Here is a 22,626-nt window from a genome sequence, read left to right as displayed (position 1 = left end):
GTGGGATCATCGGAGACAGCCCACGCCCATCGACCCGAGGACACCGTGCCAGTGAAGCTCGACCCAGGCGCGACGGAACCCGGATACATCCGGAACTTCTGCATCATTGCCCACATCGACCACGGCAAGTCGACCCTTGCCGACCGGATGCTGCAGCTGACCGGTGTGGTCGACCCTCGGCAGATGCGGGCGCAGTACCTCGACCGGATGGACATCGAGCGTGAGCGTGGCATCACGATCAAGAGCCAGGCCGTCCGGATGCCGTGGACGGTCAAGGAGGGCGAGCAGGCCGGCTACCAGGCCGTCCTGAACATGATCGACACGCCCGGACACGTGGACTTCACCTACGAGGTGTCCCGGTCCCTGGCCGCCTGCGAGGGCGCGATCCTGCTGGTGGACGCCGCGCAGGGCATCGAGGCGCAGACCCTGGCGAACCTGTACCTGGCGCTGGAGAACAACCTCAAGATCATCCCGGTGCTGAACAAGATCGACCTGCCGGCCGCCCAGCCGGAGAAGTACGCCGAGGAGCTCGCCCACCTGATCGGCTGCGAGCCCGAGGACTGCCTGCGGGTCTCCGGTAAGACCGGGATGGGCGTCGAGCACCTCCTCGACGAGGTCGTCCGGCAGATGACCCCGCCGGTCGGGGACGCCGCCGCGCCCGCCCGCGCCATGATCTTCGACTCGGTCTACGACGTGTACCGGGGCGTGATCACCTATATCCGGGTCATCGACGGCCACATCACGGCCCGCGACCGGATCAAGATGATGTCCACCGGCGCGGTGCACGAGCTGCTGGAGATCGGGGTCAGCTCCCCGGAGCCGCAGAAGCACCCCGGGCTGGGCGTCGGCGAGGTCGGCTACCTGATCACCGGCGTGAAGGACGTCCGCCAGTCCCGGGTCGGCGACACGGTCACCCTGAACTCGCGGCCGGCCACCGAGGCCCTGGGCGGCTACAAGGACCCGAAGCCGATGGTCTTCTCCGGCCTGTACCCGCTCGACGGCTCCGACTACCCGGAGCTGCGCGAGGCCCTGGACAAGCTGAAGCTGAACGACGCGTCCCTGGTGTACGAGCCGGAGACGTCCGCGGCGCTGGGCTTCGGCTTCCGGTGCGGCTTCCTCGGGCTGCTGCACCTGGAGATCATCCAGGAGCGGCTCGAGCGCGAGTTCGGCCTGGACCTGATCGCGACCGCCCCGAACGTGGTCTACAAGGTCACCACCGACGACGGCCAGGAGATCGTCGTCACCAACCCGAGCGAGTACCCGACGGGCAAGGTCGCCTCCGTCTCCGAGCCGGTGGCGCGGGTCACGGTCCTGGCGCCCAACGACTACGTCGGCGCGATCATGGAGCTGTGCCAGAGCCGGCGCGGCGTGCTGCAGGGCATGGACTACCTGTCGGCCGACCGGGTCGAACTGCGGTACCTGCTGCCGCTCGGCGAGATCATCTTCGACTTCTTCGACCAGCTCAAGAGCCGGACGAAGGGCTACGCCTCCCTGGACTACGAGCCCTCGGGCGAGCAGGTCGCCGACCTGGTCAAGGTGGACATCCTCCTGCAGGGCGAGCCGGTCGACGCGTTCTCCGCGATCGTCCACAAGGACAAGGCCTACACCTACGGGGTCTCGATGACCTCGAAGCTGCAGAAGCTGATCCCGCGCCAGCAGTTCGAGGTGCCGATCCAGGCGGCGATCGGTTCGCGGGTCATCGCCCGGGAGAACATCCGCGCGATCCGCAAGGACGTCCTCGCGAAGTGCTACGGCGGTGACATCACCCGGAAGCGCAAACTGCTCGAGAAGCAGAAAGAGGGCAAGAAGCGCATGAAGATGGTCGGCCGGGTGGAGGTTCCGCAGGAGGCCTTCATCGCAGCGCTGAGCACCAGTGACGCCCCGGACAAGTCGGCTGGTAAAAAGTAACCCATGTCATTACGTCGTCGCGTCGCCGCATTGATGGCCGCCGTCATGGCGGCCACCCTTCTGATCGGGGCTCCGGCGAGTGCCGACCCCGAGGGCGGCACGAAGGAACTGCGCGACGCCCTGGAGAACGCCTCGAAGGGGTACCAGGACGCGAAGACGGCCATCGCCAACGCCAAGAAGCGCCAGGTGGAGCTGTCGGGCGAGGTGACGACCAGCGAGGCCAGGGTCAAGGACCTGGGCGTGGCGGTCGGGCGGCTCGCGGCGGCGCAGTACAAGGGTGGGACGACGAGTGAGCTCAATGTCCTGTTGAACAGCAACTCCGCCGACAGCTACCTCCAGTCGGCGGCCACCATGCGCTACATGTCCGAACGGGACGCGCACGCGATCACCGACCTGAAGAACGCCCAGGCCAAGCTCGCCCAGCAGCGCAAGGACCTCGACGCGGCGATCAACGAGCAGGAGAGCCAGCTCAAGGAGCTGAAGAAGCGCCAGGACGACGCGCTCAAGGCCCTGCGCTCGGCCGGCGGCGGCGACCCGACCCTCGGGTTCGGCGAGCTGCCGGCCAACGCCGTGCCCGCGCCGCGCAACCCGGACGGCAGCTGGCCGCCTGAGGGCTGCACGGTGAAGGACCCGACCACGAGCGGGTGCGTCTCGCCGCGGACGCTGCACGCGTACCAGGAGACGAAGAAGGCCGGGTTCGACCACTTCGTCTCGTGTTACCGGTCCAACGAGGACGGCGGGGAGCACCCGCGCGGCCGGGCGTGTGACTGGGCGGCCAACGCGACCGGGTTCCAGGACGTGGACGCCCAGGGCGCTGACCGCGAGTACGGCAACCGGCTCGCGGCCTGGTACATCGCCAACGCCGACCGGCTCGCGGTGCTCTACGTGATCTGGTACCGGCAGATCTGGATGCCGGGCACCGGCTGGCGGTCGTACTCCGGCAGCGGCGGCCCGGCGGCCGTGCACACCAACCACGTTCACCTGTCGATCCGCTAGGCCACGACCGACCAGCTGCTGGTCGGCGTCGTCGGACGGCACCAGGGCCTCGTCAGTTGGCCTGCCGCGCCGCCGCGCTCAGCACGCTCGACAGCAGCCCGGGGAACAGCGCGTCCAGGTCGTCGCGGCGCAGGGTGCTCATCTTCGAGGTGCCCTGGTAGTGCTGCGCGATCACGCCGGCCTCCCGCAGTACCCGGAAGTGGTGGGTGGTCGTGGATTTCGTCACCGGCAGGTCGAACGCGATGCACGCCATGTCCTCGTGCCCCTCGGCCAGCATCGTGGTGATCCGGAGCCGGACCGGGTCGGCCAGCGCGTGCAGCACCGCCTCCAGCGTGATCTCGTCCGTGGCGGGGTGGGGCAGTGCTCGCGGCGACATGGTTTCCATAGTACGACAGTCGTGGTAGTTTCAGATTCGTCGTAGTACGAGGAACGTCGTATTTCAAGGAGTGGCCGTGAGCGCCCTGTTCGAGCCCATCACCCTGCGATCGCTCACCATCCCGAACCGGATCTGGATGGCCCCGATGTGCCAGTACAGCGCGGTGGACGGCGTGCCGAACGACTGGCACCTCGCCCACCTGGGCGCGCGGGCCGCCGGTGGGGCCGGCCTGATCCTGGTCGAGGCGACGGCGGTCAACCCGCAGGGCCGGATCACGCCCTCGGACCTGGGGCTGTGGAACGACACCCAGGGTGACGCGTTCACCCGGATCGTGGACCTCCTCACCAGCCAGGGCGTGGTCCCCGGCATCCAGCTCGCGCACGCCGGCCGCAAGGCCTCCACGACCGCCCCGTGGGTCGAGGCCCCGACGGTCGCCGACGCCGACGGCGGCTGGACCCCGGTCGCGCCCAGCGCCGAGGCGTTCGCCCGGCTGCGCACCCCGAGCGAGCTGAGCGTCGAGGAGATCCGGGGGATCGTCGCGGACTTCGGCGCCGCCGCGCGCCGGGCGCTGGCCGCCGGGTTCCAGGTGGTCGAGGTGCACGGCGCGCACGGGTACCTGATCCACGAGTTCCTCTCCCCGCACACCAACCACCGCACCGACTCCTACGGCGGGTCCTTCGCCAACCGGGCCAGGTTCGCGCTGGAGGTCGTGGACGCGGTCCGGGCCGCGTGGCCGGCCGACCTGCCGGTGTTCTACCGCACCTCGGCGACCGACTGGCTGACCGAGAATCTCGATGACCCCCGTGAGGGCTGGACAGTGGATGACACCGTCGAGCTGGCCCGGCTGCTCCGCGAGCACGGCGTGGACCTCGTGGACACGTCCTCCGGCGGGATCGCCCGGGACGCCAAGGTCGTCACCGGCCCGGGCTTCCAGGTGCCGTTCGCCGCGCGGGTGCGCGCCGAGGCTGGGGTGCCGGTCGGTGCGGTCGGCCTGATCACCGAACCGAAGCAGGCCGAGGACATCGTGGCAACCGGCCAGGCGGACGCCGTCCTCCTGGGCCGTGAACTGCTCCGCGACCCGCACTGGCCGCACCGCGCCGCGGCGGCGCTGGGCGTGGCGGCCTCGTGGCCGGCCCAGTACGCCTGGGCGGTTTGACCCGGGTTCACCCTCCCACCCGTGATCAACTACACGCTCTTGCGGCTTCCGACCCTGCGGAAAGCGCAACTACGTGTAGTTGATCACCGGCCGGAGGGCCGGATGGCCGGGCCGGCCGAACCCGGCCGGGCCGGGCCGGGTTCGGCCGGCGGCCGGTCAGGTCAGGTCCCGGATCACCGCGTCCGCGAGCAGCCGGCCCCGCAGGGTCAGCACCGCGCGGTCCTCGGCCAGAGTCAGCAGCCCGTCCTCGACGGCGCGGTGCGCGGCGGCCAGCCCGGCCCCGTCGAGCAGGTCCAGCGGCAGCCCCTCGGCCAGGCGCAGCCGGAGCATGATGTCCTCGATCCGGCGCTCCTCCTTCGTGAGCAGCTCCCGGCCGACGCCGGGGGACACCTTGTCGGCGGCCCGGGCGGCGTACGTGTTCGGGTGCTTCACGTTCCACCACCGCACCCCGCCGACGTGGCTGTGCGCGCCCGGCCCGAGGCCCCACCAGTCGCCGCCGCGCCAGTAGAGCAGGTTGTGCTTGCACTCGCCGCCGGGGCGGGCCCAGTTGGAGACCTCGTACCAGTGCAGGCCGGCGGACTCCAGGGTGGACGACGCGGCCAGGTAGCGGTCGGCGGCCACGTCGTCGTCCGGGTACGGCAGCTCGCCGCGGCGCATCCGGGCGGCCAGCCGGGTGCCGTCCTCGATGATCAGGGCGTACGCGCTGACGTGGTCGACGCCGGCGTCGAGGACGGCCTGCAGGGAGGCGGCGAAGTCCTCGGGGCGCTCGCCCGGCGTACCGTAGATCAGGTCGAGGTTGACATGGTCGAAGCCGGCGGCCCGGGCCTCCTGCGCGGCCTGCACGGCGCGGCCGGGGCTGTGCTTGCGGTCGAGGACGGCCAGCACGTGCGGGGCCGCGGACTGCATGCCCAGCGAGATCCGGTTGAAGCCGGCCGAGCGCAGCTCCTTGAGCATGACCGGGTCGACCGTCTCCGGGTTCGCTTCCGTGGTGATCTCCACGTCCGAGGTGAAACCCCAGGTCGCGTCGATCTTCTCCAGCAGCCGGCCCAGCTCGGACGGCGGCAGCAGGGTCGGGGTGCCGCCGCCGACGAAGACGGCGGACACGGGCCGGGGCCCGCGGAGGACCCGGGAGGCGAGCTTCAGCTCGGCGAGGACCTGGTTGACGTAGCCGGTCTGGGTCACGCCCTCGCTTGGCGTGTAGGTGTTGAAGTCGCAGTAGCCGCACCGGGAGGCGCAGAACGGGACATGGGCATACACCCCGAAACCGGATGAACCTGCGGCGGCAAGGGCAGCGGGGGGCAGCGAGCCGTCCGTGGGGACGGGAGCGCCGGAGGGGAGTACGCCTGGCATAACCACTAGTGTGCCGGTCATGGCCGAAGAACTCGTCAGGTACGCCGCCGCCGAGGGCGTGGCGACGCTCACTCTCGACAGCCCGGGCAACCGCAACGCGCTGTCGACGCCCCTGATCAGGCAGTTCACCGACGCTCTCCGCGCGGCGCTGGCCGACGACGCGGTCCGGGTGATCCTGCTCGACCACGCCGGCCCGGTGTTCTGCTCCGGGGCGGACCTGAAGGAGACCGCTGCGGCCCGCGAGTCCGGCCAGGTGCCCGCCGCGGCGCTCGTGGACCTGCTCGCCGACCTGGTGGAGGCCCCGAAGCCGGTCGTCGCCAGGATCGCCGGCCCGGCCCGCGCGGGCGGCCTCGGCCTGATCGCCGCCGCCGACATCGCGGTGTGCACCACGGCCGCGACGTTCGCGTTCACCGAGGTCCGGCTGGGGGTCATCCCGGCGGTGATCTCCGCCACCGTCCTGCCCCGGCTCACGCCCCGTGCGGCCTCCGAGCTGTACCTGACGGGCGAGGTGTTCGACGGGCACCGGGCCGAGCATGTCGGACTCGTGACAGCCGCCGTGCCGGAGTCCGACCTCGATCCGGCCGTCCGCCGGTACCTCGACGCGCTCGTCCTGGGCGCCCCGGGCGCGCTGGCCGGCGCGAAGGGACTGCTCAGGACTCCGGTCCGTGAGCGGCTGCGGGAACTCGCCGACCTGTCCGCCGGATATTTCCTGTCCACGGAGGGCCGCGAGGGTGTGGCCGCGTACGCCGAGAAGCGTGTCCCCTCGTGGGTGCCGGAGGGCCGGCGTTCCGCGTAGGGTGGTGTCCCATGCGGGTCAGGACGTTACTCACCGTATTGGTCATTTCTGTGCTCGTGATGTGCACCGGCGGCTATTTCGTCGCCCAGTACTTCGGTGAGAAGTTCAAGATCCCGGTCTCGACCAAGTCGTGCACGGTGACCGCCGGTGGGAAGGTGGTCCTCGACGCCGACCAGTTAGCCAACGCCGCGACCATCGCCGCGGTGGGCATCCGGCGCAAGCTGCCCGAGCGGGCGGTCGTCGTCGCGCTGGCCACCGCCTGGCAGGAGTCGAAGATCCGCAACCTGACCGGCGGGGACCGCGACTCGATCGGCCTGTTCCAGCAACGGCCCAGCATGGGCTGGGGCACCCCGGAGCAGATCGCCGACCAGCGGTACACGAGCGGCAAGTTCTACGACAAGCTGGTCAAGGTGCCCGGCTGGCAGGACATGCGCGTCACGGACGCCGCCCAGGCCGTGCAGGTCAGCGCGCACCCGGAGTTGTACGAGCAGTGGGTGGAGAAGTCCGAGATCCTCACCAGGGCGCTCGGCGGCTCGGCGGGGCAGGCCGTGGCGTGCACGCTGCCGGGCGACCCGAAGCAGCAGGGCGCCGTGGCCGTCGCGGCCCTCGCCGACGCGCTCAAGGCCGACTGGGGCCAGGCCGGGGCGACGAAGGCCACGACCATGGACCTCAAGCCGCGCGACGCCCAGTCCGGCTGGCAGTACGCGCACTGGCTGGTCGCCCGCGCCGAGGAGCACGGGGTGCGCGCCGTGCGCTACGCCGGCATGGAGTGGACGGCCAAGGACGGGTCCTGGACGAAGAAGAAGGACGCGAACGGCACGGAGACCGTGACCGCCGAGGTCAGCCCTTGATCATCCGGATCGTCAACGGGTACCGGTAGAACTCGCCCTTGTTCGCCGCGATCCCGGCGAGCACCGAGAACGTGACCGACACCAGCAACGGGACGAACATCAGCACGAAGATCAGCAGGAAGCCGAACCCGTGGGTGATGGCGCCGAGCCCGCAGGCCGCCAGCATCGACACCATGACCCAGCCGAGCGACCAGAAGATCATCGAGATGTGGAAGTTCAGCGATTCCGAGGCGTTGGCCTTGACCCAGCGCGAGGTGGAACCCTTCAGCGCGTACATCAGGATCGGGCCGAGGATGCCCAGCAGGCCCAGGAAGTGGGTCAGGGCGGAGTCGGAGATCTCCTGGCGGGTCGGGGCCGGGCCGGAGTAGGCCGGATCCGAGGGGTCGGCCGGGCCGCCGTGCCCGTAGCCGGTGCCGGGGGCCTGCCGCTGGAGCTGTGGCGGGGGCATCCGATAGCCGGGCGGAGGCACCTGGTAGCCGCCGGGAGGGACCGCCGGACCCGGAGGGTTCCACGGCGGGCCGGTGACGGGGAAATCGGGATCGTTGTCAGCCACGACGTCAGGGTAGGCCAGGGCTCCCCGGTAGGGGAGCCCTGCGCCAGGCCTACTTACTTGATGAAATTGAAGTTGAACGGGTAGCTGTACGGCTGGCCCTCGTTGGCCTTCATGCCGGCGATGATGCCGAACACGATCTGGCCCACGAAGACGACGAGCGCGACGAGACCGGCGAGGATCGAGACCAGCCAGCCGACGTAGGGCACCCGGCCGCCGCACTGCTCGATGATCCCGAGCACGAACGCCGCGACGCTCAGCGGGGCGTGGAAGTTCAGCGCGGCGAGCGAGGTCGAGCGGACGGCCGCCGACTCCTTGCCCTTCGCCAGATACGCCACGAGCGGGCCGGCGAAACCGAGCACGCCGCAGGAGATGAACGCGCCGACGGCAGCACCGAACGTGGCGACGAGCGCCCAGGTCTTGTCGTCGGAGTTGGCCGGGGGTGGCGGGGGGTACCCGTACCCAGGCGGTGGGGGTTGAGTCATGCCGACAACCTAGTGGTCGTGATCACGGAAGTCTGTCAGCTGACAGCAAGCTGACAGCTGAGTCGGCACATGACTTGTCAGCGGTCGTAGACTGGCACTCACGCCACGGGAGTGCCAGGGAGGTGATGCGCGTGCCGATGGATGAGCGGAAACTGGACGTTCTGCGCGCGATCGTCGAAGACTACGTCGCCACCCAGGAGCCGGTCGGCAGCAAGGCGCTGGTCGAGCGGCACAACCTGCGGGTGTCCTCCGCCACAGTGCGCAACGACATGGCCGTCCTCGAGGAGGAGGGCTACATCCGCCAGCCGCACACCAGCGCCGGGCGGGTGCCCACCGACAAGGGTTACCGGCTGTTCGTCGACAAGCTCAGCCGGATCAAGCCGATGAGCCCCGCGGAGAAGCGGGCCATCCAGCGCTTTCTCGACGGCTCGGTCGACCTCGATGACGTCGTGCACCGTTCTGTCCGGTTGTTGGCGCAGCTGACCCGGCAGGTCGCTGTCGTGCAGTACCCGTCGCTGACCCGCAGCGCCGTGCGGCACCTGGAGCTGATTGCGGTCAGCACCACCCGGATCATGCTGGTCATGATCACCGACACCGGCCGGGTCGAGCAGCGGCTGTGCGAGCTGCCGGGCCCGACCGACGACGAGTCGATCATGGCCCTGCGGCGGCAGATCAACGAGAAGCTGGTCGGTAAGAAACTGGTCGACACGCCGACCTTGGTGCAGGCATTGGTCGAAGAGGTGCGTTTCGACCTCCGCCCGGCCATGATCAGTCTGTCGACCGTGCTCCTGGAGACACTGGTCGAGCGCGGCGAGGAGCGCCTGGCCCTCGCCGGCACCGTCAACCTGACCCGCAGCGCGCTGGACTTCCCCGGCTCGCTGATGCCGATTCTCGAGGCCATCGAGGAGGAGGTCGTGCTGCTCAAGCTCATCGGCGAGTCCGACTCCTCCAGCATGGTCCGGGTCCTGATCGGCGACGAGAACGAGTTCGTCGACCTCCGCTCCACCTCGGTGGTCTCCACGGGTTACGGCCCCGGCACGACAGCCGTCGGGGGCCTCGGGGTCCTCGGCCCCACCCGGATGGACTACCCCGGAACCATGGCCACCGTCCGAGCGGTGGCCCGTTATGTCGGCGAGATTCTCGCCCAGAACTCCCAAAACTGAGTTAGGACGACAGTGGCCAAGGACTACTACGCGATCCTGGGCGTGAGCCGGGACGCCAGCCAGGACGAGTTGAAGAAGGCGTACCGGAAGCTGGCCCGCCAGTTCCACCCGGACGTCAACCCGGCCCCAGAGGCGCAGGAGCAGTTCAAGGACATCAGTGCCGCCTACGAGGTGCTGTCCGACCCGCAGAAGCGCCAGATGGTCGACCTCGGTGGCGACCCGCTCGCGCCTAACGGCGGCGGCATGCCTCCGGGCGGCAGCCCGTTCGTCGGTTTCCAGGACATCATGGACGCCTTCTTCGGCAACTCGGCCGGCCGGGGCCCGCGTTCGCGGGTGCGCGCGGGTGCTGACGCGGTCCTGCGGCTCGAGCTGGACCTGCACGAGACGGCGTTCGGCCTGGAGGCCCCGCTGACCGTCGACACGGCCATCGTGTGCGCGACCTGCGACGGCGGCGGTTGTGCCGTCGGCACCACCCCGGTGACCTGTGACGTCTGCCAGGGCCGCGGCGAGGTGCAGAGCGTGCAGCGCACGTTCCTCGGCCAGGTCGTCACCGCCCGGCCGTGCGCGGCGTGCCAGGGCTTCGGCAGCGTTATCCCCAGCCCGTGCGCGACCTGCAACGGCGACGGCAGGGTCCGGTCGCGGCGCAACCTGACCGTGAAGATCCCGGGCGGCGTCGAGGACGGCATGCGGATCCGGCTCTCCGGGCAGGGCGAGGTCGGTCCCGGAGGCGGCCCGGCCGGCGACCTGTACGTGGAGATCCACGAGCGCCGGCACGAGGTCTACACCCGCAAGGGCGACGACCTGCACTGCACCGTGTCCGTGCCGATGACGGCCGCGGCGCTCGGCACCCAGCTGACGATCAAGACCCTGGACAGCGAGGAGCTGATCGACATCCGGCCGGGCACCCAGCCGGGCAGCAACCTGCGGCTGCGCGCCAAGGGCGTCCCGCACCTGCGCGGCAACGGCCGGGGCGACATATACGTGCACCTGGACGTGAAGACCCCGACGAAGCTGGACGGCGAGTCCGAGCGGCTGCTGCGCGAGTTCGCGCGGTCGCGGGGCGAGGAGCTGGTCGAGGTGACGAAGCAGGGCGGCGGGTTCTTCTCGCGGGTGAAGGACGCGCTCAAGTAGGAGCCGTGCGGCTGTCCGGGCCCGGGTGACCTTCGTTGGTCGCCCGGGCCCGTTCGCGTCGGCGGGCCTGTGCGCTGCCCCGCCGGGTCGCGTCGTCGGCGCGTTCCGGGGCCGGGGGCGGGTTATCCTCGCGGGTGGTCGCGGGGCGGCCACCGGTGCCCGACCTGGGTCGCCGGCCCGAGCGGAGGAGTGCGCGTGAGTCTGGCGTTGTTCTGGGTCGAGGAGCTGCCGGTCGGCGACCGGTTCACCCTGGACGGACCCGAGGGCCGGCACGCCGCCGACGTGCAGCGGCTGCGGGTCGGCGAGCGGCTGCTGCTGGGTGACGGCGCCGGGGCCACCGCCGAGTGCGTCGTGGTCGACGTCGCCAAGAGCGCTCTGGGGGTACGCGTGGAGGAGCGCTTCTTCACCGAAGCCCCCGCCCCCCGGCTCGTCGTGGTGCAGGGACTGCCGAAGGGCGACCGCGCGGAGCTCGCCGTGCAGGCCATGACCGAGGTCGGGGTGGACGAGATCGTGCCCTGGCAGGCGTCCCGGTCGATCACGCACTGGAAGGGCGAGCGGGCGGCCAAGTCGCTGGAGAAGTGGCGGTCGGTGGCCAGGGAGGCGGCCAAGCAGTCCCGGCGGGCCTGGTTCCCCACAGTGTCGGAGCTGCGCGGCACGGCCGGGGTGACGCCGACGTTCGTCCTGCACGAGGAGGCGGACATCGCGCTGTCCACGGTGCCGTTGCCGGCCGGGGACATCACGCTCGTGGTCGGCCCGGAGGGCGGCATCGACTCCAACGAGGTGCTCGACTTCGCCGATCGGGGGGCGATCCCGGTCCGGCTGGGGCCGAACGTGCTGCGCACCTCGACCGCCGGGGTGGCGGCGCTGTCGGTGTTGTCGGCCCGGCTCGGCCGCTGGTAGACGAGTGGCTGCCGCGGCAGCCCCGGGCCGACGTCCCGGTAACCTTTCCGCGTCCCTCGCCGGTCGCCCCGGTACCCGGTGATCGGTGGGGCCGATACCCTGGGTTCCGTGACCGACTGTCTGTTCTGCCGGATCGTCCGGGGCGAACTGCCCGCCACCGTCGTGCTCGACACCGAGCACCTGCTGGCCTTCCGCGACATCCACCCGCAGGCCCCCACCCATGTCGTGGTCGTCCCGAAGACGCACTACGACAACGCCGTCGAGCTCGCCACCGCCGACCCGGCCCTCGCCGGCGAGCTGGTGGCCGCCGCCGGACAGGTCGCGAAGGCGGACGGGCTGGACTCGTTCCGGCTGGTGACCAACACCGGTGCCGAGGCCGGCCAGTCGGTGTTCCACGTCCACCTGCACGTTCTCGGCGGGCGCGCGTTGGGGCACCTGGGCTGAGATCTGACCGTTATCGACCAGCCGCCGTCGGCTGATAGCGTCGCCGGCATGAAGGAGCTGGAGCGGCGGGTCCGCGGTGCGCAGGCGGAGGGCCGGGTTCCGGCGGTGCAGGCGGCGGTGGTGCGCGCCGACCGCCCCGACTGGACGTTCGCGGTGGGCGGGTCGGGCACCGACCGGCCGTTGGACGACGCGAGCCAGTTCCGGATCGGCTCGGTGACGAAGACGTTCACGGCCGTGCTGGCGTTGCAGGCCCGCGACGCCGGGCTGCTCGACCTCGACGACCCGGTCGGCAAGCACCTGCGGCTGGGCGCGCACGGGGAGCACACGTACCGGCGGCTGCTCAGCCACACCTCCGGCATCCAGCGCGAGCCCGACGGCGACGTCTGGGACACCCTCAACGTGCCGGACATCGACACCCTGCTGACCGAGCTGCACCGGGCCGAGCAGGTGCTGCCGTCCGCGCGCCGGTTCCACTACTCGAACCTGGGCCTCGCGCTCGTCGGCCAGGCCGTGGCGACCCTGCGCGGCGGCACGTGGGCCGAGGTCCTCACCGACCTCGTGCTCACCCCGCTGGGCCTGACCGGCGTCACCGTGCAGCCGACGGACACGGCGGTGACCGGCTACCAGGTCGACGCGTACTCCGACCATGCCCGCGTCGAGCCCCGCCTGGAGTCCGGCGGGATCGCCCCGGCCGCGCAGCTGTGGGGCACGGCGCGCGACCTGGCCCGCTGGGCGGCGTTCCTGGCCGACCCGGCGAGTGTCGACCCGACCGGCTCCGTGCTGGCCGAGGCGACGATGGAGGAGGCGCGCTGGCCGGTCACGACCAGTGACGCCGAGGCCTGGCTGGCGGCCTTCGGGCTCGGCCTGATCGTGGTGCCGCAGGGCGACCGGGTGGTGCACGTGGGCCACGACGGGGCGATGCCGGGCTTCCTGGCCGCGGCGTACGGCCGGCGGGGCCCCGGGGCCCCGCGCGGCATGGGGGCCGCCACCCTCGGATCCGCCGGCAACGGGGCCGTGGTGCTGGAGTTGGCGCACGAGCTGCTGGGCGCTGCCGTGGAGGCGGATCCGGCGGATGTCGAGCCGTGGTCGCCGGCCGGGCCGGTACCCGAAGAATTCCGGTCTGTTCTCGGCCGGTGGTGGGGCGAGGGTTTCGAGCACGTGTTCCGCTGGGAGGACGGCCGGCTCGTGGCCCGGGCGGCCGGGGTGCCCGTGGACCGGGCGCCGGCGGTGTTCGAGCCGCGGTCGGTGGACGTGCTGCGCACCGTGTCGGGGCGCGAGGTCGGCGAGCTGCTCCGGCTGACCCGCGACGCGTCGGGCGCCGTGGTCGCCATGCACTGGGCGACGTACCGGTTCAGCCGCGACCAGCAGGACTTCACCGGGGGCTCTTTTTCCTGACCGGCGGGAAAATCAGGCGGGCCGCCCGGGGGTTCTCCCGATACCATGGGTGCATCAGAGGCGGCCGGCCGGTGCCGGCCCTGGGCAGGGAGAGCAGGTGGGACAGGCCCCTACGGGCCAACGTATGTCCGGAACACCCCCTACCGCGGCGCAGCGGGTTCAGTCCAAGATCACCGTGAGCGACCCGAGCTGGATGGTGCAGCTGCTGGGTCCCCGTGACGAAATGCTCAAACTCGTGGAGAAGTCCCTGAAGAGCGACGTGCTCGTCCGGGGCAACGAGATCACCTTCACCGGCGAGCCGGCCGACAACGCCCTGGCCGAGCGGGTCTTCACCGAGCTGCTGGAGTTCATCGAGAAAGGCGAGCCCTTGACGGCAGACGCTGTCCGCCGCACGGTGGGCATGATCGAGGGCGGTGGCGAGGAGCGGCCGGCGGAGGTGCTGACCCTCAACATCCTGTCCCGGCGCGGCAAGACGATCCGCCCGAAGACCCTCAACCAGAAGCGGTATGTGGACGCGATCGACGAGCACACGATCGTGTTCGGCATCGGCCCCGCCGGTACCGGTAAGACGTATCTGGCGATGGCCAAGGCCGTCCAGGCGTTGCAGGCCAAGCAGGTCACCCGGATCATCCTGACCCGGCCGGCCGTGGAGGCCGGCGAGCGGCTGGGCTTCCTGCCGGGCACGCTCTACGACAAGATCGACCCTTACCTGCGCCCGCTGTACGACGCGCTGCACGACATGATCGATCCCGAGTCGATCCCGCGCCTCATGCAGAACGGCACGATCGAGGTCGCACCCCTGGCGTACATGCGGGGCCGGACGCTCAACGACGCGTTCGTCGTCCTCGACGAGGCGCAGAACACCACGCCCGAGCAGATGAAGATGTTCCTCACCCGGCTCGGCTTCGGTTCCAAGATCGTGGTGACGGGCGACGTCACCCAGGTCGACCTGCCCAACGGGACGCACAGCGGCCTGCGGGTCGTCCGGGAGATCCTCGAAGGCGTGGAAGACGTGCACTTCGCCCAGCTCGCGAGCTCCGACGTGGTACGTCATAGGCTGGTCGGCGACATCGTCGACGCGTACGCCAAGTGGGACGACGCGCGACAGGAGGCCCGACCGCACCCGCTGCCCGCCCGGCAGCAGGGGCGTCGGCGCTAGACAAGCAGGAGTTAGAGCACACGTGTCCATCGAGATCGCGAACGAGTCCGGGGTAGAGACCGCCACGGACCCGATCCTCGCCGTGGCCAGGTACGCACTCGACGAGATGGGGATCAACCCGCTCGCCGAGCTGTCGATCCTGCTGGTCGAGGTCGAGTACATGGCGGAGCTGAACCAGCGGTGGATGGGCGGTGACGGTCCCACCGACGTCCTCGCGTTCCCGATGGACGAGATGAGCGTCGACCGGGGTCCCGGCAACGGCACCGAGCACGACGAGCCGGCGCTGCTGGGCGACATCGTGCTGTGCCCGGAGGTCGCGGCCAACCAGGCCAAGACCGCCGGGCACTCCACCGACGACGAGCTGCACATGCTCACCGTGCACGGCGTGCTGCACCTGCTCGGCTACGACCACGCCGAGCCGGAGGAGGAGCGCGAGATGTTCGGGCTCCAGGGCAAGCTGCTCACCGGATGGCGGGCGAGCAAGGCCTGATGCCCGACACAACCCTGCTGGCCGTCGCGGTCACGCTGGTGCTCTTCGCTGGGGTCTTCGCGGCCGTGGACGCGGCCGTGACGGTCGTCTCCCCGGCCCGGAGCGGCGAGCTCGCCCGGGCCGGGGTCCGGGGCGCCCGCTCGCTGGAGATCGTCGCCGGCGACAAGCCGCACTACCTGAACCTGCTCCTGCTGCTCCGGCTCGCTTTCGAACTGACCGCCACCACCCTGGTCGCGCTGGTCGCGATCGACACGTGGTCGGCCGGTTGGCAGGCCGCGACGGTGACGGCGGCCTCGATGACCGTGGTCAGCTTCGTGATCGTCGGGGTGGGGCCGAGGACCCTGGGCCGGCAGCACGCGTATCCGGTGGCGCTGGCCGCCGCCCCCTTCGTCCGCTGGATCGGCCGGGCGTTGGGCCCGCTGGCCCGGCTGCTGATCGTGATCGGCAACGCCGTGACCCCGGGCAGGGGGTTCCGGGAGGGTCCGTTCTCCACGGCCACCGAGCTGCGCGAGATGGTCGACCTGGCCGAGGAGCGCGGTACGGTCGACCACGACGAACGCACGATGATCTACTCGGTGATCGAGCTGGGCGACACCATCGCCCGCGAGGTCATGGTGCCCCGGACCGACATGGTGTGGATCGAGGAACGCAAGGCGCTGCGCCAGGCGATGGCGCTGGCCATCCGCAGCGGCTTCTCCCGGATCCCCGTGATCGGCGAGAGCATCGACGACGTGCTCGGCGTGATCTACCTCAAGGACATCATCCGCCGGCTGGAGAGCCCGGACCTGCCGGTCCGCGAGCTGATGCGTTCGGCGGAGTTCGTGCCCGAGTCCAAGCCGGTGGACGACCTGCTCCGCGAGATGCAGGCGGCCAGGATCCACATCGCGATCGTCGTCGACGAGTACGGCGGCACGGCCGGCCTGGTCACGATCGAGGACATCCTCGAGGAGATCGTGGGCGAGATCACCGACGAGTACGACGTCGAGCGCCCCCCGGTCGAGAAGCTGTCCGACGGCTCCCTGCGGGTCCTCGCCCGGCTGTCGATCGAGGATCTGGGTGAGATGTTCGGGATGGAGATCCCGGCCGAGGACGTGGAGACCGTGGGCGGGCTGCTCGCCCAGGCCCTCGGCCGGGTGCCGATCCCGGGTGCCCAGGCCGTGGTGGCCGGGCTGGAGCTGACCGCCGAGGGCACTGCCGGCCGGCGGAACAGGATCGATACCGTGGTAGTACGCCAAGTGACAGATGGGGAGGGTTCTGATGACTGAGCTGGACGCGGAGGACGGCAAGCTGGTGACGCTGGCCAGGTCGGCCAGGGCCCGGATCGGGGCCCCCGAGGGGGCGGCGGTCCGCGACGGGGACGGCCGGACGTACGCGGCGGCGACCGTCGCGCTGCCCAGCCTGTCGCTGAGCGCGCTGCAGGGTGCCGTGGCCCAGGCCGTGGCGGCCGGGGCGGCGAAGATCGAGGCGGCGGTCGTGGTGACCGAGGGTTCCGTGGTCGACGCCGCGGGGCTGGCCGCCGTGCACGACCTGTCGCCGGCCGCCCCGCTGTACGTGGCGGACCCGTCCGGCGCGTTGCTGGGGTCGGCGTGAGCCGCGCGGGCTCGAAGGGGTCCGGCCGGCACAAGCCGGAAAAGGACGACAAGCCCAAGGCCGAGGGCAAGGACTGGTACCCGTCGACGAAGCCGGTCTGGAAGCGCGGCCCGGGGGCGCGGGCGGCTGGCAACGCCGCGCATGCGGCGGGGGCGGACGCTCCGACCAGGGGTGACGCGCGCCGCACCTCAGGTCCGGCGAAGCCGTCGTTCCGTGGTGAGGGCGCCCAGGACCGGGGCCTGCCCCGTGACCGCAGCGCGGCTCGTGACCAGGGTCCGGCCCGTGACCACGCCGCGGGTCGCGACCAGGGCCAGGCCAGGCCTGGCTCCCGCGACCAGGGCGCCCAGCGCAAGACCTCCGGAGGCTCCGCGGCCAGGGACGGCGCACGCGCCAAGCCCGTGCCCCGCGACCCGGGCACCCAGCGCCAGGCCGGCACCCACAAGGCCGGCGCGAAGCAGATCCTCACCCCGAGCACCGGCGCCGGCGGCTCGGCCGGCATCGGCGCCGAGCGCGTCGACTTCCGGGCCGGGTTCGCGTGCTTCGTGGGCCGGCCGAACGCCGGCAAGTCCACGTTGACGAACGCCCTGGTCGGCGCGAAGATCGCGATCACCAGCAGCAAGCCGCAGACCACCCGGCACATCATTCGGGGCGTCGTGCACCGCCCGGAGGGCCAGCTGATCCTGGTCGACACCCCGGGCCTGCACCGGCCGCGCACCCTGCTGGGCGAGCGGCTGAACGACCTGGTCCGCCAGACCTGGAGCGAGGTCGACGTGATCGGCCTGTGCATCCCGGCGGACGAGGACATCGGCAAGGGCGACACGTTCATCACCAGCGAGATCAGCGAGCTGAAGGCGACCATCATCGCCGTGGTCACGAAGACGGACCTGGTCTCCAAGGAGCGGCTGGCCGAGCAGTTGCTGGCGGTGGCGGAGTTGGGCGCGTTCGCCGAGATCGTGCCGGTGTCGGCGGTGTCCGGGGAGCAGGTCGACGTCCTGTTGCAGGTCATGACCCGGCTGCTGCCGAAGTCGCCGCAGCTGTACCCGGACGACGCGCTGACCGACGAGCCGGAGAACGTGCTGATCGCCGAGCTGATCCGCGAGGCCGCGCTGGAGGGGGTCCGCGACGAGCTGCCGCACTCCATCGCCGTCATGGTCGAGGAGGTGCAGGTCGAGGACGGGGTGACCCGGATCTTCGCCGACCTGTACGTCGAGCGGCCCTCGCAGAAGGCCATCATCATCGGGCACAAGGGCAGCCGGTTGCGGGACGTGGGCAGCAGGTCCCGGGCGGAGATCGAGAAGCTGCTGGGTACCCGGATCTATCTGGATCTGCACATCCGGGTGGCCAAGGAGTGGCAGCGCGACCCGAAGCAGCTGCGCAAGCTGGGTTTCTGAGGTGCGGGCGGCGGCGGGTCACCCGTACGCCGCCCGAATCCCGCACACCGCGCGGGACTGATCCGGATCTCCCGCTCCCGGGCCAGCCGCGCCGGCCCGGGAGCAGGAACCGCGACGTCAGCGCCGCACGCCCCGGTGGACCACCGTCTGGTACGGCATAGGGAACGTCTCCGGCAGCCCGGCCGTCAGCGCGCGGATCCCGTCCCGGATCTCCTCCTGCCGCTCCGGGGCCGCCGTCAGGTAGGTCGAACGCGTCGACATCAGCGCGACGAGACTGTCGGCCGTCATCGGCATGCTGTGCGCGAACTTCTCGCTGACCGGCGGCTCGAACCCGGCCCCGAAGTCCCCGACGAGGAAGGCCAGTCGCCTACTGCCGTCGCCCGAGCTGGTGATCGCGCTCAGGGCCTCGACCCACGGCACGGACTCGTCGCGCATGTTCCACACGGGGCCGAACACCCCGCCCGGCCGGATCACCCGGGCCAGCTCCGGGTGCGCACGCTCCCGGTCGAACCAGTGGTAGGCCTGGCCGGCGACCACGGCGTCGACGCTCGCGTCCGGTAGCGGGATGTGCTCGGCGGAGCCGTCCAGCGACGTCACGCCCGGGGTCGCGGCGTCGAGCCGGGCGCGCATCCCCGGGTCGGGTTCCACAGGCAGGACCTCGTGCCCGAGGGCCACCAGCACCCGGGTCAGCAGGCCCGTGCCAGCACCGAGGTCGACCACCCGCAGGGGCCGTTCGCCGAGGAGCCAGCGGAGCGCCTCGGCCGGGTAGCTGGGGCGGTGGGTGTCGTAGTCGGTGGCGGCGGCACCGAAGGACAGCCGCGATTTCTCTAGATCCACAGGGGGACCGTACCCCGGTTAATCGCATTGCGACGGCCCCTCGGGCCGCCGTAGGGTTCTGGCCATCAACCCCGACCAAACGGAGACCGACATGTGGTGCACCGCAACGGAAGCCCGCCGCCTGGCGTGCGGCGCCCCGTCGGCGCACGGTCTTCCCGACCCGGGTCGGTGGCACGTCTAGCGTTCCCGCTGGTCAGCCGCCGCCCACCCCACCGGGGACGGGCGGTTTTTTCGTTCCCACCACCAGAACACGAAGGAGGACGCGGTGCACGCCGTACTCGTCATCAACGCCGACCTCGGACCCCTGCACCGAGTCAGCCTCAAGCACGCGATCCGGATGCTCTACCGCAGGGTCGCCGAGGTCCACGAGGCCGAGCCGGACCAGCGGATCGGGGTCTTCCCGGTTCCCAAGGTCGTCCGCCTCGTGCACTACGTGGTGACCCGCTGGCGCCGGGGCCGCGGCCCGTCCTGGTCCCGCGCCGGGGTGCTCACCCGCGACGGCCACCGCTGCGGGTACTGCGGCAAGGCCGCCAGCACGATCGACCACGTCCTGCCCCGGTCCCGGGGCGGGCAGAACCACTGGGAGAACACCGTCGCCGCCTGCTCGGCGTGCAACGGCCGAAAGGGCGACCGGACTCCCCCCGAAGCGCGCATGCCCCTGCAGGTGACCCCGAGGGTCCCGCTGTGGGCATCGTTCCACGCGCGCTGACCGGGCCGGCGGGGTTACGGGGCCCCGCCGGCCCTCCTATCCTGGAACACATGATCATCAGGGAAGCGACCGCCGAGGACTGGCCGGCGATCTGGCCGTTCATGCACGGCATCATCGCGGCGGGGGAGACCTACACCTTCGACCGTGACACGTCCGAGTCCCGGGCCCGCGCCATGTGGATGCTGTCCGCGCCGTCGCGCACGGTCGTGGCGGTCTCCGACGACGGCACCGTGCTGGGCACCGCCAAGATGAACCCCAACCACATGGGCGGCGCCTCGCACATCGCCAGCGCGAGCTTCATGGTTTCCCCCGAGCATTCCGGGCAGGGGGTCGGCCGGGCGCTCGGCGAACACGTCCTGTCGTGGGCGCGCGCCGAGGGCTACCGCGCGATGCAGTTCAACGCCGTGGTCGCCACCAACGTGCGGGCGGTGGCCCTGTGGCGGTCCCTGGGCTTCACCATCATCGGCACCCTCCCGGAGGGCTTCCTGCACCCGACAGAGGGCTACGTCGGCCTCCACATCATGCACATGCCCCTCTAACCCCATGAAGATCATTTGACGGTTACGGCGGTCCCTGGACCGGCGCGCGTCAGCGACCTGTGGCTGGAGGGCGCCGCCGGCCTCAGCCCTGGGGCCTCCGGCTACATCAGGCCGAGCTGGGTGAGGAACTCGACATGGTCGTAGTAGATGCGTAACGAGGCGATCCGGTCTCCGGCGCGGGTGATGACATTGGCCACCCGCAGGTCCAGCGGTCGACCCGTCGGCGGCACCGTGCCCTGCGGACCGACGAGCGGTCCGGTGTGGGTGCCGACGGTGTGCAGTTCGACGGCGACCGAGTCCCCGGCGGTGACCGTGGCGCTGATCGGGTGCGAGATGTCCGGGAAGGCGTCGTAGAACACCTGGGTCCAGCCGGCGATCTGTTCCGGGCCGCGCAGGCTGACGCCGGGGGCCACGAGCTCGCAGTCCGGGGTCAACAGGCCGGGCAGCGGGCTGGTGTCGTGGGCGTCGGCGGCGGCGAACCAGTCGGCGTACGGCGCGTCGAGACTCTTCATCGGCCCTCCCGTCGGGATGTCGTCCCAGACTGGGGCTGACCAGGGACAACGGCCAATCTGGCACTCGGGTCCACGCTAGTCGACCCCTCGCGAAGGTGTATCCGAACCGGAAGTTTCGGGCTGGGACCATCCGTCCCGCGCCGGCCTACTGCGGGTGGGCGACGCGGAGGGCCCGGATCGACCGGAGCACGATCTCGCGGGCCTCCGCCCCGAATCTGGCCTCGGCAGCGAGCAGATCCCACGCGCGCAGGTAGGGCCCCGCGTCCTCACCCCGGTAGAACGTCTCGCCGGCGACGGTCTCCACGATGGCGACCTTGTCGAGCAGCAGAAATCCCTCAGGTGGCGTGTAGGGGAGAAACACGTCGAAGGGAACGATCCCCAGCGTCACATTGGGCATGCCGTCGATGATCGCGAGCAGCCGGTCGAGCTGGCCCAGCATCGCCTGGGGCGGGCACAGCAGGAAACGCAGTGAAGCTTCGGTGGCGAGAAACTCGAACCTGCGGCCGGGCTCGTAGAGCAAGTGCTGCCGCTTGAGCCGCTCGGCGGTGCCTGCTTCGATGTCGAGCCTGTGAGTCTCCGCGACCTGTTCCGGAGTGAGGCTGAGATCCTCACGATGAAGCCAAGCGTTTTCGGTCATTCGTGCCCGGATGTATTCGGCGGTCTGCAACATGCCGGGAATACATCCGGTCTCGATGTCCCGGATGAGAGCCGCTTTGCGCGTCATCTCGTTGTAGCGGCGCTGGATGGCGCCTTGCCCCGACCGCATCTGGACACGCCAGCTTTCATAGCTGTGCTGCGCCTCCCGAGCGAGCGCGAGGAGCTGTCCCGTCATTTCGGAGTCGGCTCCGCAGACCGCGGCCCACAGACGAATGTCCTCTTCGGTCGGGAGTTGCTTGCCGTTCTCGATCTTCGACACCTTGGACTGCGGCCAGCCCTGACCTGCGGCTAGCGCATCCCCTGTGAGGTCGACCCTCTTTCGAAGGGCACGAAGCTGCTCGCCCAGGCTGACGGCCTGGGCGAGTCGGTCGTCACTGCTAGTCACAGATGGGAGGTCCTTATGGAGCTAGTGGTGGCTTGTCGGGCACGCCGTAGTGGACGGCCAGGTCCCGCCACTGGCAGTGTCGCAGAACGGTCTCCGCGTCGGTGATGTTTTCGATGTCCAACAGGCGGCCATCGGAGTTGAAGTTCATCTTCGCGAGGACTGCCGAGTCGAACAACCACCAGTCGTAGTCTATGGGCAGGCCGATCTTCCGAGCTTTCGCCGGGGTCATGTAGTTGAGCGTTTCGCCCGCCTCGATGTTCCACTGCCCGGCCCAACGTTCCCACCGCAGGTAGTCGGTGGGCGGGTCCGGTTGGACACGGACCCGCTCGATGCGGCGGCCCTCGCCGGTGACGCGACGAATCTCGTCAAACCAGGTCTTGTCCGCCTGGGTGTCCCATGGCGGGGTCAGATCGCCACCTAGAAACCGTGCGACAAGGGCCTGCTCGCTGTCGACCAGGTAGACCGGCTGGACCTCCAGACGGAATGCGGTGTGCTGGAACTGATCGAAGAAGTTGTCGTCGCTGACGATCAGTTCGCTCATCCGATCTCTCCGGCCCGAATCCCGGCGATCACGTCGGCGGGCACCAGGATCGCATCCTCGTCGCAGGCAAGGTCGCGGAGCTGGGCGCGGGTCTCGGCGTCGAGCTTCCACCCCTGCACCACATACATCCCGGGCCGGTCTGCCTCATAGAGCGCGGGACAGCCAGTCTTTCCAGAGTCTTCCCATTTGCGAACAAACGTGAGTTTCACGGTGCATCCTCCCTGGCGGGTAATAACCGCTACAGATCTCCTCCACATATGCTGACACAAGTGAAACATGATCGGAATACCTACGCCTGATGAGAAATATTCGAGC

Annotated in this window: 26 protein-coding genes; 17 read left to right on the top strand and 9 right to left on the bottom strand. The window is 70.5% G+C overall.

What is annotated here, in order from left to right; genetic code table 11:
• The first annotated feature begins 45 nt into the window (after positions 1 to 45).
• Both lepA and IW245_RS23475 read left to right on the top strand, forming a co-directional pair.
• Complete coding sequence (gene lepA, locus IW245_RS23480) at positions 46 to 1,908, top strand: translation elongation factor 4 (protein ID WP_372445221.1); 1,863 nt, start codon at positions 46 to 48, stop codon at positions 1,906 to 1,908.
• 3 nt (positions 1,909 to 1,911) lie between these two features.
• Entirely contained in the window at positions 1,912 to 2,904 is a 993-nt protein-coding gene (locus IW245_RS23475) for a coiled-coil domain-containing protein (protein ID WP_231398909.1), read from the top strand.
• Positions 2,905 to 2,956: 52 nt separating this feature from the next.
• Here IW245_RS23475 and IW245_RS23470 read toward each other — a convergent pair whose 3' ends face one another.
• Entirely contained in the window at positions 2,957 to 3,280 is a 324-nt protein-coding gene (locus tag IW245_RS23470; protein WP_231398908.1) for an ArsR/SmtB family transcription factor, read from the bottom strand.
• A gap of 76 nt (positions 3,281 to 3,356) precedes the next feature.
• Here IW245_RS23470 and IW245_RS23465 point away from each other — a divergent pair, with 76 nt between their 5' ends.
• Positions 3,357 to 4,436 (top strand): NADH:flavin oxidoreductase/NADH oxidase, encoded by a 1,080-nt coding sequence (locus IW245_RS23465; RefSeq protein WP_197005326.1) that lies wholly within the window; start codon positions 3,357 to 3,359, stop codon positions 4,434 to 4,436.
• A 156-nt stretch (positions 4,437 to 4,592) separates the two neighbouring features.
• Here IW245_RS23465 and hemW read toward each other — a convergent pair whose 3' ends face one another.
• Complete coding sequence (gene hemW, locus IW245_RS23460; protein WP_197005325.1) at positions 4,593 to 5,786, bottom strand: radical SAM family heme chaperone HemW; 1,194 nt, start codon at positions 5,784 to 5,786, stop codon at positions 4,593 to 4,595.
• Between the two features lie 19 nt (positions 5,787 to 5,805).
• Between hemW and IW245_RS23455 the strand changes: the two genes are divergently transcribed.
• Both IW245_RS23455 and IW245_RS23450 read left to right on the top strand, forming a co-directional pair.
• Entirely contained in the window at positions 5,806 to 6,582 is a 777-nt protein-coding gene (locus IW245_RS23455) for an enoyl-CoA hydratase-related protein (protein WP_197005324.1), read from the top strand.
• Positions 6,583 to 6,593: 11 nt separating this feature from the next.
• A complete protein-coding gene (locus tag IW245_RS23450; protein WP_197005323.1) occupies positions 6,594 to 7,433 on the top strand; it encodes a hypothetical protein in 840 nt (279 codons plus the stop codon).
• On the opposite strand, the gene IW245_RS41745 is transcribed toward IW245_RS23450, so the two are convergent.
• Positions 7,423 to 7,986 (bottom strand): DUF4870 domain-containing protein, encoded by a 564-nt coding sequence (locus IW245_RS41745; protein WP_197005322.1) that lies wholly within the window; start codon positions 7,984 to 7,986, stop codon positions 7,423 to 7,425. The two genes, IW245_RS23450 and IW245_RS41745, sit on opposite strands and share 11 nt — an antisense overlap.
• A gap of 53 nt (positions 7,987 to 8,039) precedes the next feature.
• Positions 8,040 to 8,468 (bottom strand): DUF4870 domain-containing protein, encoded by a 429-nt coding sequence (locus IW245_RS23440; RefSeq protein WP_197005321.1) that lies wholly within the window; start codon positions 8,466 to 8,468, stop codon positions 8,040 to 8,042.
• A gap of 131 nt (positions 8,469 to 8,599) precedes the next feature.
• Between IW245_RS23440 and hrcA the strand changes: the two genes are divergently transcribed.
• The 10 genes from hrcA (at position 8,600) to era (ending at position 18,131) form a co-directional block, all read left to right on the top strand.
• A complete protein-coding gene (gene hrcA, locus IW245_RS23435) occupies positions 8,600 to 9,631 on the top strand; it encodes a heat-inducible transcriptional repressor HrcA (protein ID WP_233473150.1) in 1,032 nt (343 codons plus the stop codon).
• Between the two features lie 12 nt (positions 9,632 to 9,643).
• Positions 9,644 to 10,762 carry a molecular chaperone DnaJ gene (gene dnaJ / locus IW245_RS23430; RefSeq protein WP_197005319.1) on the top strand — a complete coding sequence of 373 codons (1,119 nt, stop codon included), beginning with the start codon at positions 9,644 to 9,646 and terminating at the stop codon, positions 10,760 to 10,762.
• Positions 10,763 to 10,957: 195 nt separating this feature from the next.
• Positions 10,958 to 11,662, top strand: coding sequence for a 16S rRNA (uracil(1498)-N(3))-methyltransferase (locus IW245_RS23425; protein ID WP_197005318.1), 705 nt, complete (start codon positions 10,958 to 10,960; stop codon positions 11,660 to 11,662).
• 108 nt (positions 11,663 to 11,770) lie between these two features.
• On the top strand, positions 11,771 to 12,106 hold the full coding sequence (locus IW245_RS23420) for a histidine triad nucleotide-binding protein (RefSeq protein ID WP_197005317.1): 336 nt from the start codon (positions 11,771 to 11,773) through the stop codon (positions 12,104 to 12,106).
• 48 nt (positions 12,107 to 12,154) lie between these two features.
• A complete protein-coding gene (locus IW245_RS23415; RefSeq protein ID WP_197005316.1) occupies positions 12,155 to 13,501 on the top strand; it encodes a serine hydrolase domain-containing protein in 1,347 nt (448 codons plus the stop codon).
• Between the two features lie 124 nt (positions 13,502 to 13,625).
• Positions 13,626 to 14,660 carry a PhoH family protein gene (locus IW245_RS23410; protein ID WP_197005315.1) on the top strand — a complete coding sequence of 345 codons (1,035 nt, stop codon included), beginning with the start codon at positions 13,626 to 13,628 and terminating at the stop codon, positions 14,658 to 14,660.
• Between the two features lie 22 nt (positions 14,661 to 14,682).
• Entirely contained in the window at positions 14,683 to 15,150 is a 468-nt protein-coding gene (gene ybeY, locus IW245_RS23405; RefSeq protein WP_197005314.1) for an rRNA maturation RNase YbeY, read from the top strand.
• Positions 15,129 to 16,415, top strand: coding sequence for a hemolysin family protein (locus tag IW245_RS23400; protein ID WP_197005313.1), 1,287 nt, complete (start codon positions 15,129 to 15,131; stop codon positions 16,413 to 16,415). The genes ybeY and IW245_RS23400 overlap by 22 nt, the downstream gene beginning before the upstream one ends.
• Entirely contained in the window at positions 16,408 to 16,740 is a 333-nt protein-coding gene (locus IW245_RS23395) for a cytidine deaminase-like protein (RefSeq protein WP_197005312.1), read from the top strand. The genes IW245_RS23400 and IW245_RS23395 overlap by 8 nt, the downstream gene beginning before the upstream one ends.
• Positions 16,741 to 17,237: 497 nt before the next feature.
• Positions 17,238 to 18,131 (top strand): GTPase Era, encoded by an 894-nt coding sequence (era, locus tag IW245_RS23390; protein WP_197008644.1) that lies wholly within the window; start codon positions 17,238 to 17,240, stop codon positions 18,129 to 18,131.
• A 117-nt stretch (positions 18,132 to 18,248) separates the two neighbouring features.
• Here era and IW245_RS23385 read toward each other — a convergent pair whose 3' ends face one another.
• Positions 18,249 to 18,968: a class I SAM-dependent methyltransferase gene (locus tag IW245_RS23385; protein WP_197005311.1), complete on the bottom strand. Its 720-nt coding sequence runs from the start codon at positions 18,966 to 18,968 to the stop codon at positions 18,249 to 18,251.
• A gap of 265 nt (positions 18,969 to 19,233) precedes the next feature.
• On the opposite strand from IW245_RS23385, the gene IW245_RS23380 reads away from it, so the two are divergent.
• Both IW245_RS23380 and IW245_RS23375 read left to right on the top strand, forming a co-directional pair.
• Positions 19,234 to 19,677 carry an HNH endonuclease gene (locus IW245_RS23380; RefSeq protein WP_197005310.1) on the top strand — a complete coding sequence of 148 codons (444 nt, stop codon included), beginning with the start codon at positions 19,234 to 19,236 and terminating at the stop codon, positions 19,675 to 19,677.
• Positions 19,678 to 19,727: 50 nt separating this feature from the next.
• The gene (locus IW245_RS23375) at positions 19,728 to 20,216 is read left to right on the top strand and encodes a GNAT family N-acetyltransferase (RefSeq protein WP_197005309.1); all 489 of its coding nucleotides are present in this window, start codon (positions 19,728 to 19,730) and stop codon (positions 20,214 to 20,216) included.
• A gap of 101 nt (positions 20,217 to 20,317) precedes the next feature.
• Here IW245_RS23375 and IW245_RS23370 read toward each other — a convergent pair whose 3' ends face one another.
• The 4 genes from IW245_RS23370 to IW245_RS23355 all read right to left on the bottom strand — a co-directional run bounded on the left by IW245_RS23370 (position 20,318) and on the right by IW245_RS23355 (position 22,520).
• Positions 20,318 to 20,728 (bottom strand): ester cyclase, encoded by a 411-nt coding sequence (locus IW245_RS23370; RefSeq protein ID WP_197005308.1) that lies wholly within the window; start codon positions 20,726 to 20,728, stop codon positions 20,318 to 20,320.
• Positions 20,729 to 20,873: 145 nt separating this feature from the next.
• Entirely contained in the window at positions 20,874 to 21,770 is an 897-nt protein-coding gene (locus IW245_RS23365) for a helix-turn-helix domain-containing protein (protein WP_197005307.1), read from the bottom strand.
• Positions 21,771 to 21,783: 13 nt separating this feature from the next.
• Positions 21,784 to 22,311 carry a DUF6879 family protein gene (locus IW245_RS23360; RefSeq protein ID WP_197005306.1) on the bottom strand — a complete coding sequence of 176 codons (528 nt, stop codon included), beginning with the start codon at positions 22,309 to 22,311 and terminating at the stop codon, positions 21,784 to 21,786.
• Positions 22,308 to 22,520, bottom strand: coding sequence for a hypothetical protein (locus IW245_RS23355; protein WP_197005305.1), 213 nt, complete (start codon positions 22,518 to 22,520; stop codon positions 22,308 to 22,310). Before IW245_RS23355 ends, IW245_RS23360 begins: the two co-directional genes overlap by 4 nt.
• Positions 22,521 to 22,626: the final 106 nt, after the last annotated feature.

It is taken from the genome of Longispora fulva (assembly GCF_015751905.1).
In the GTDB taxonomy this organism is placed as follows: domain Bacteria; phylum Actinomycetota; class Actinomycetes; order Mycobacteriales; family Micromonosporaceae; genus Longispora; species Longispora fulva.
The sequence above is the reverse complement of the archived record's forward strand: the minus strand, read 5'-3'. Positions and strand labels throughout refer to the sequence as shown.

Bases quoted from the DNA above. Each gene is read 5' to 3' on its own strand.
- IW245_RS23450 (WP_197005323.1), top strand. From the start codon at position 6,594: ATGCGGGTCAGGACGTTACTCACCGTATTGGTCATTTCTGTGCTCGTG.
- IW245_RS23415 (WP_197005316.1), top strand. From the start codon at position 12,155: ATGAAGGAGCTGGAGCGGCGGGTCCGCGGTGCGCAGGCGGAGGGCCGG.
- IW245_RS23470 (WP_231398908.1), bottom strand. From the start codon at position 3,280: ATGTCGCCGCGAGCACTGCCCCACCCCGCCACGGACGAGATCACGCTG.
- IW245_RS23375 (WP_197005309.1), top strand. From the start codon at position 19,728: ATGATCATCAGGGAAGCGACCGCCGAGGACTGGCCGGCGATCTGGCCG.
- IW245_RS23410 (WP_197005315.1), top strand. From the start codon at position 13,626: ATGTCCGGAACACCCCCTACCGCGGCGCAGCGGGTTCAGTCCAAGATC.
- IW245_RS23360 (WP_197005306.1), bottom strand. From the start codon at position 22,311: ATGAGCGAACTGATCGTCAGCGACGACAACTTCTTCGATCAGTTCCAG.
- IW245_RS23400 (WP_197005313.1), top strand. From the start codon at position 15,129: ATGGCGGGCGAGCAAGGCCTGATGCCCGACACAACCCTGCTGGCCGTC.
- IW245_RS23395 (WP_197005312.1), top strand. From the start codon at position 16,408: ATGACTGAGCTGGACGCGGAGGACGGCAAGCTGGTGACGCTGGCCAGG.
- IW245_RS23455 (WP_197005324.1), top strand. From the start codon at position 5,806: ATGGCCGAAGAACTCGTCAGGTACGCCGCCGCCGAGGGCGTGGCGACG.
- IW245_RS23370 (WP_197005308.1), bottom strand. From the start codon at position 20,728: ATGAAGAGTCTCGACGCGCCGTACGCCGACTGGTTCGCCGCCGCCGAC.
- hemW (WP_197005325.1), bottom strand. From the start codon at position 5,786: ATGCCAGGCGTACTCCCCTCCGGCGCTCCCGTCCCCACGGACGGCTCG.
- IW245_RS23475 (WP_231398909.1), top strand. From the start codon at position 1,912: ATGTCATTACGTCGTCGCGTCGCCGCATTGATGGCCGCCGTCATGGCG.
- IW245_RS23440 (WP_197005321.1), bottom strand. From the start codon at position 8,468: ATGACTCAACCCCCACCGCCTGGGTACGGGTACCCCCCGCCACCCCCG.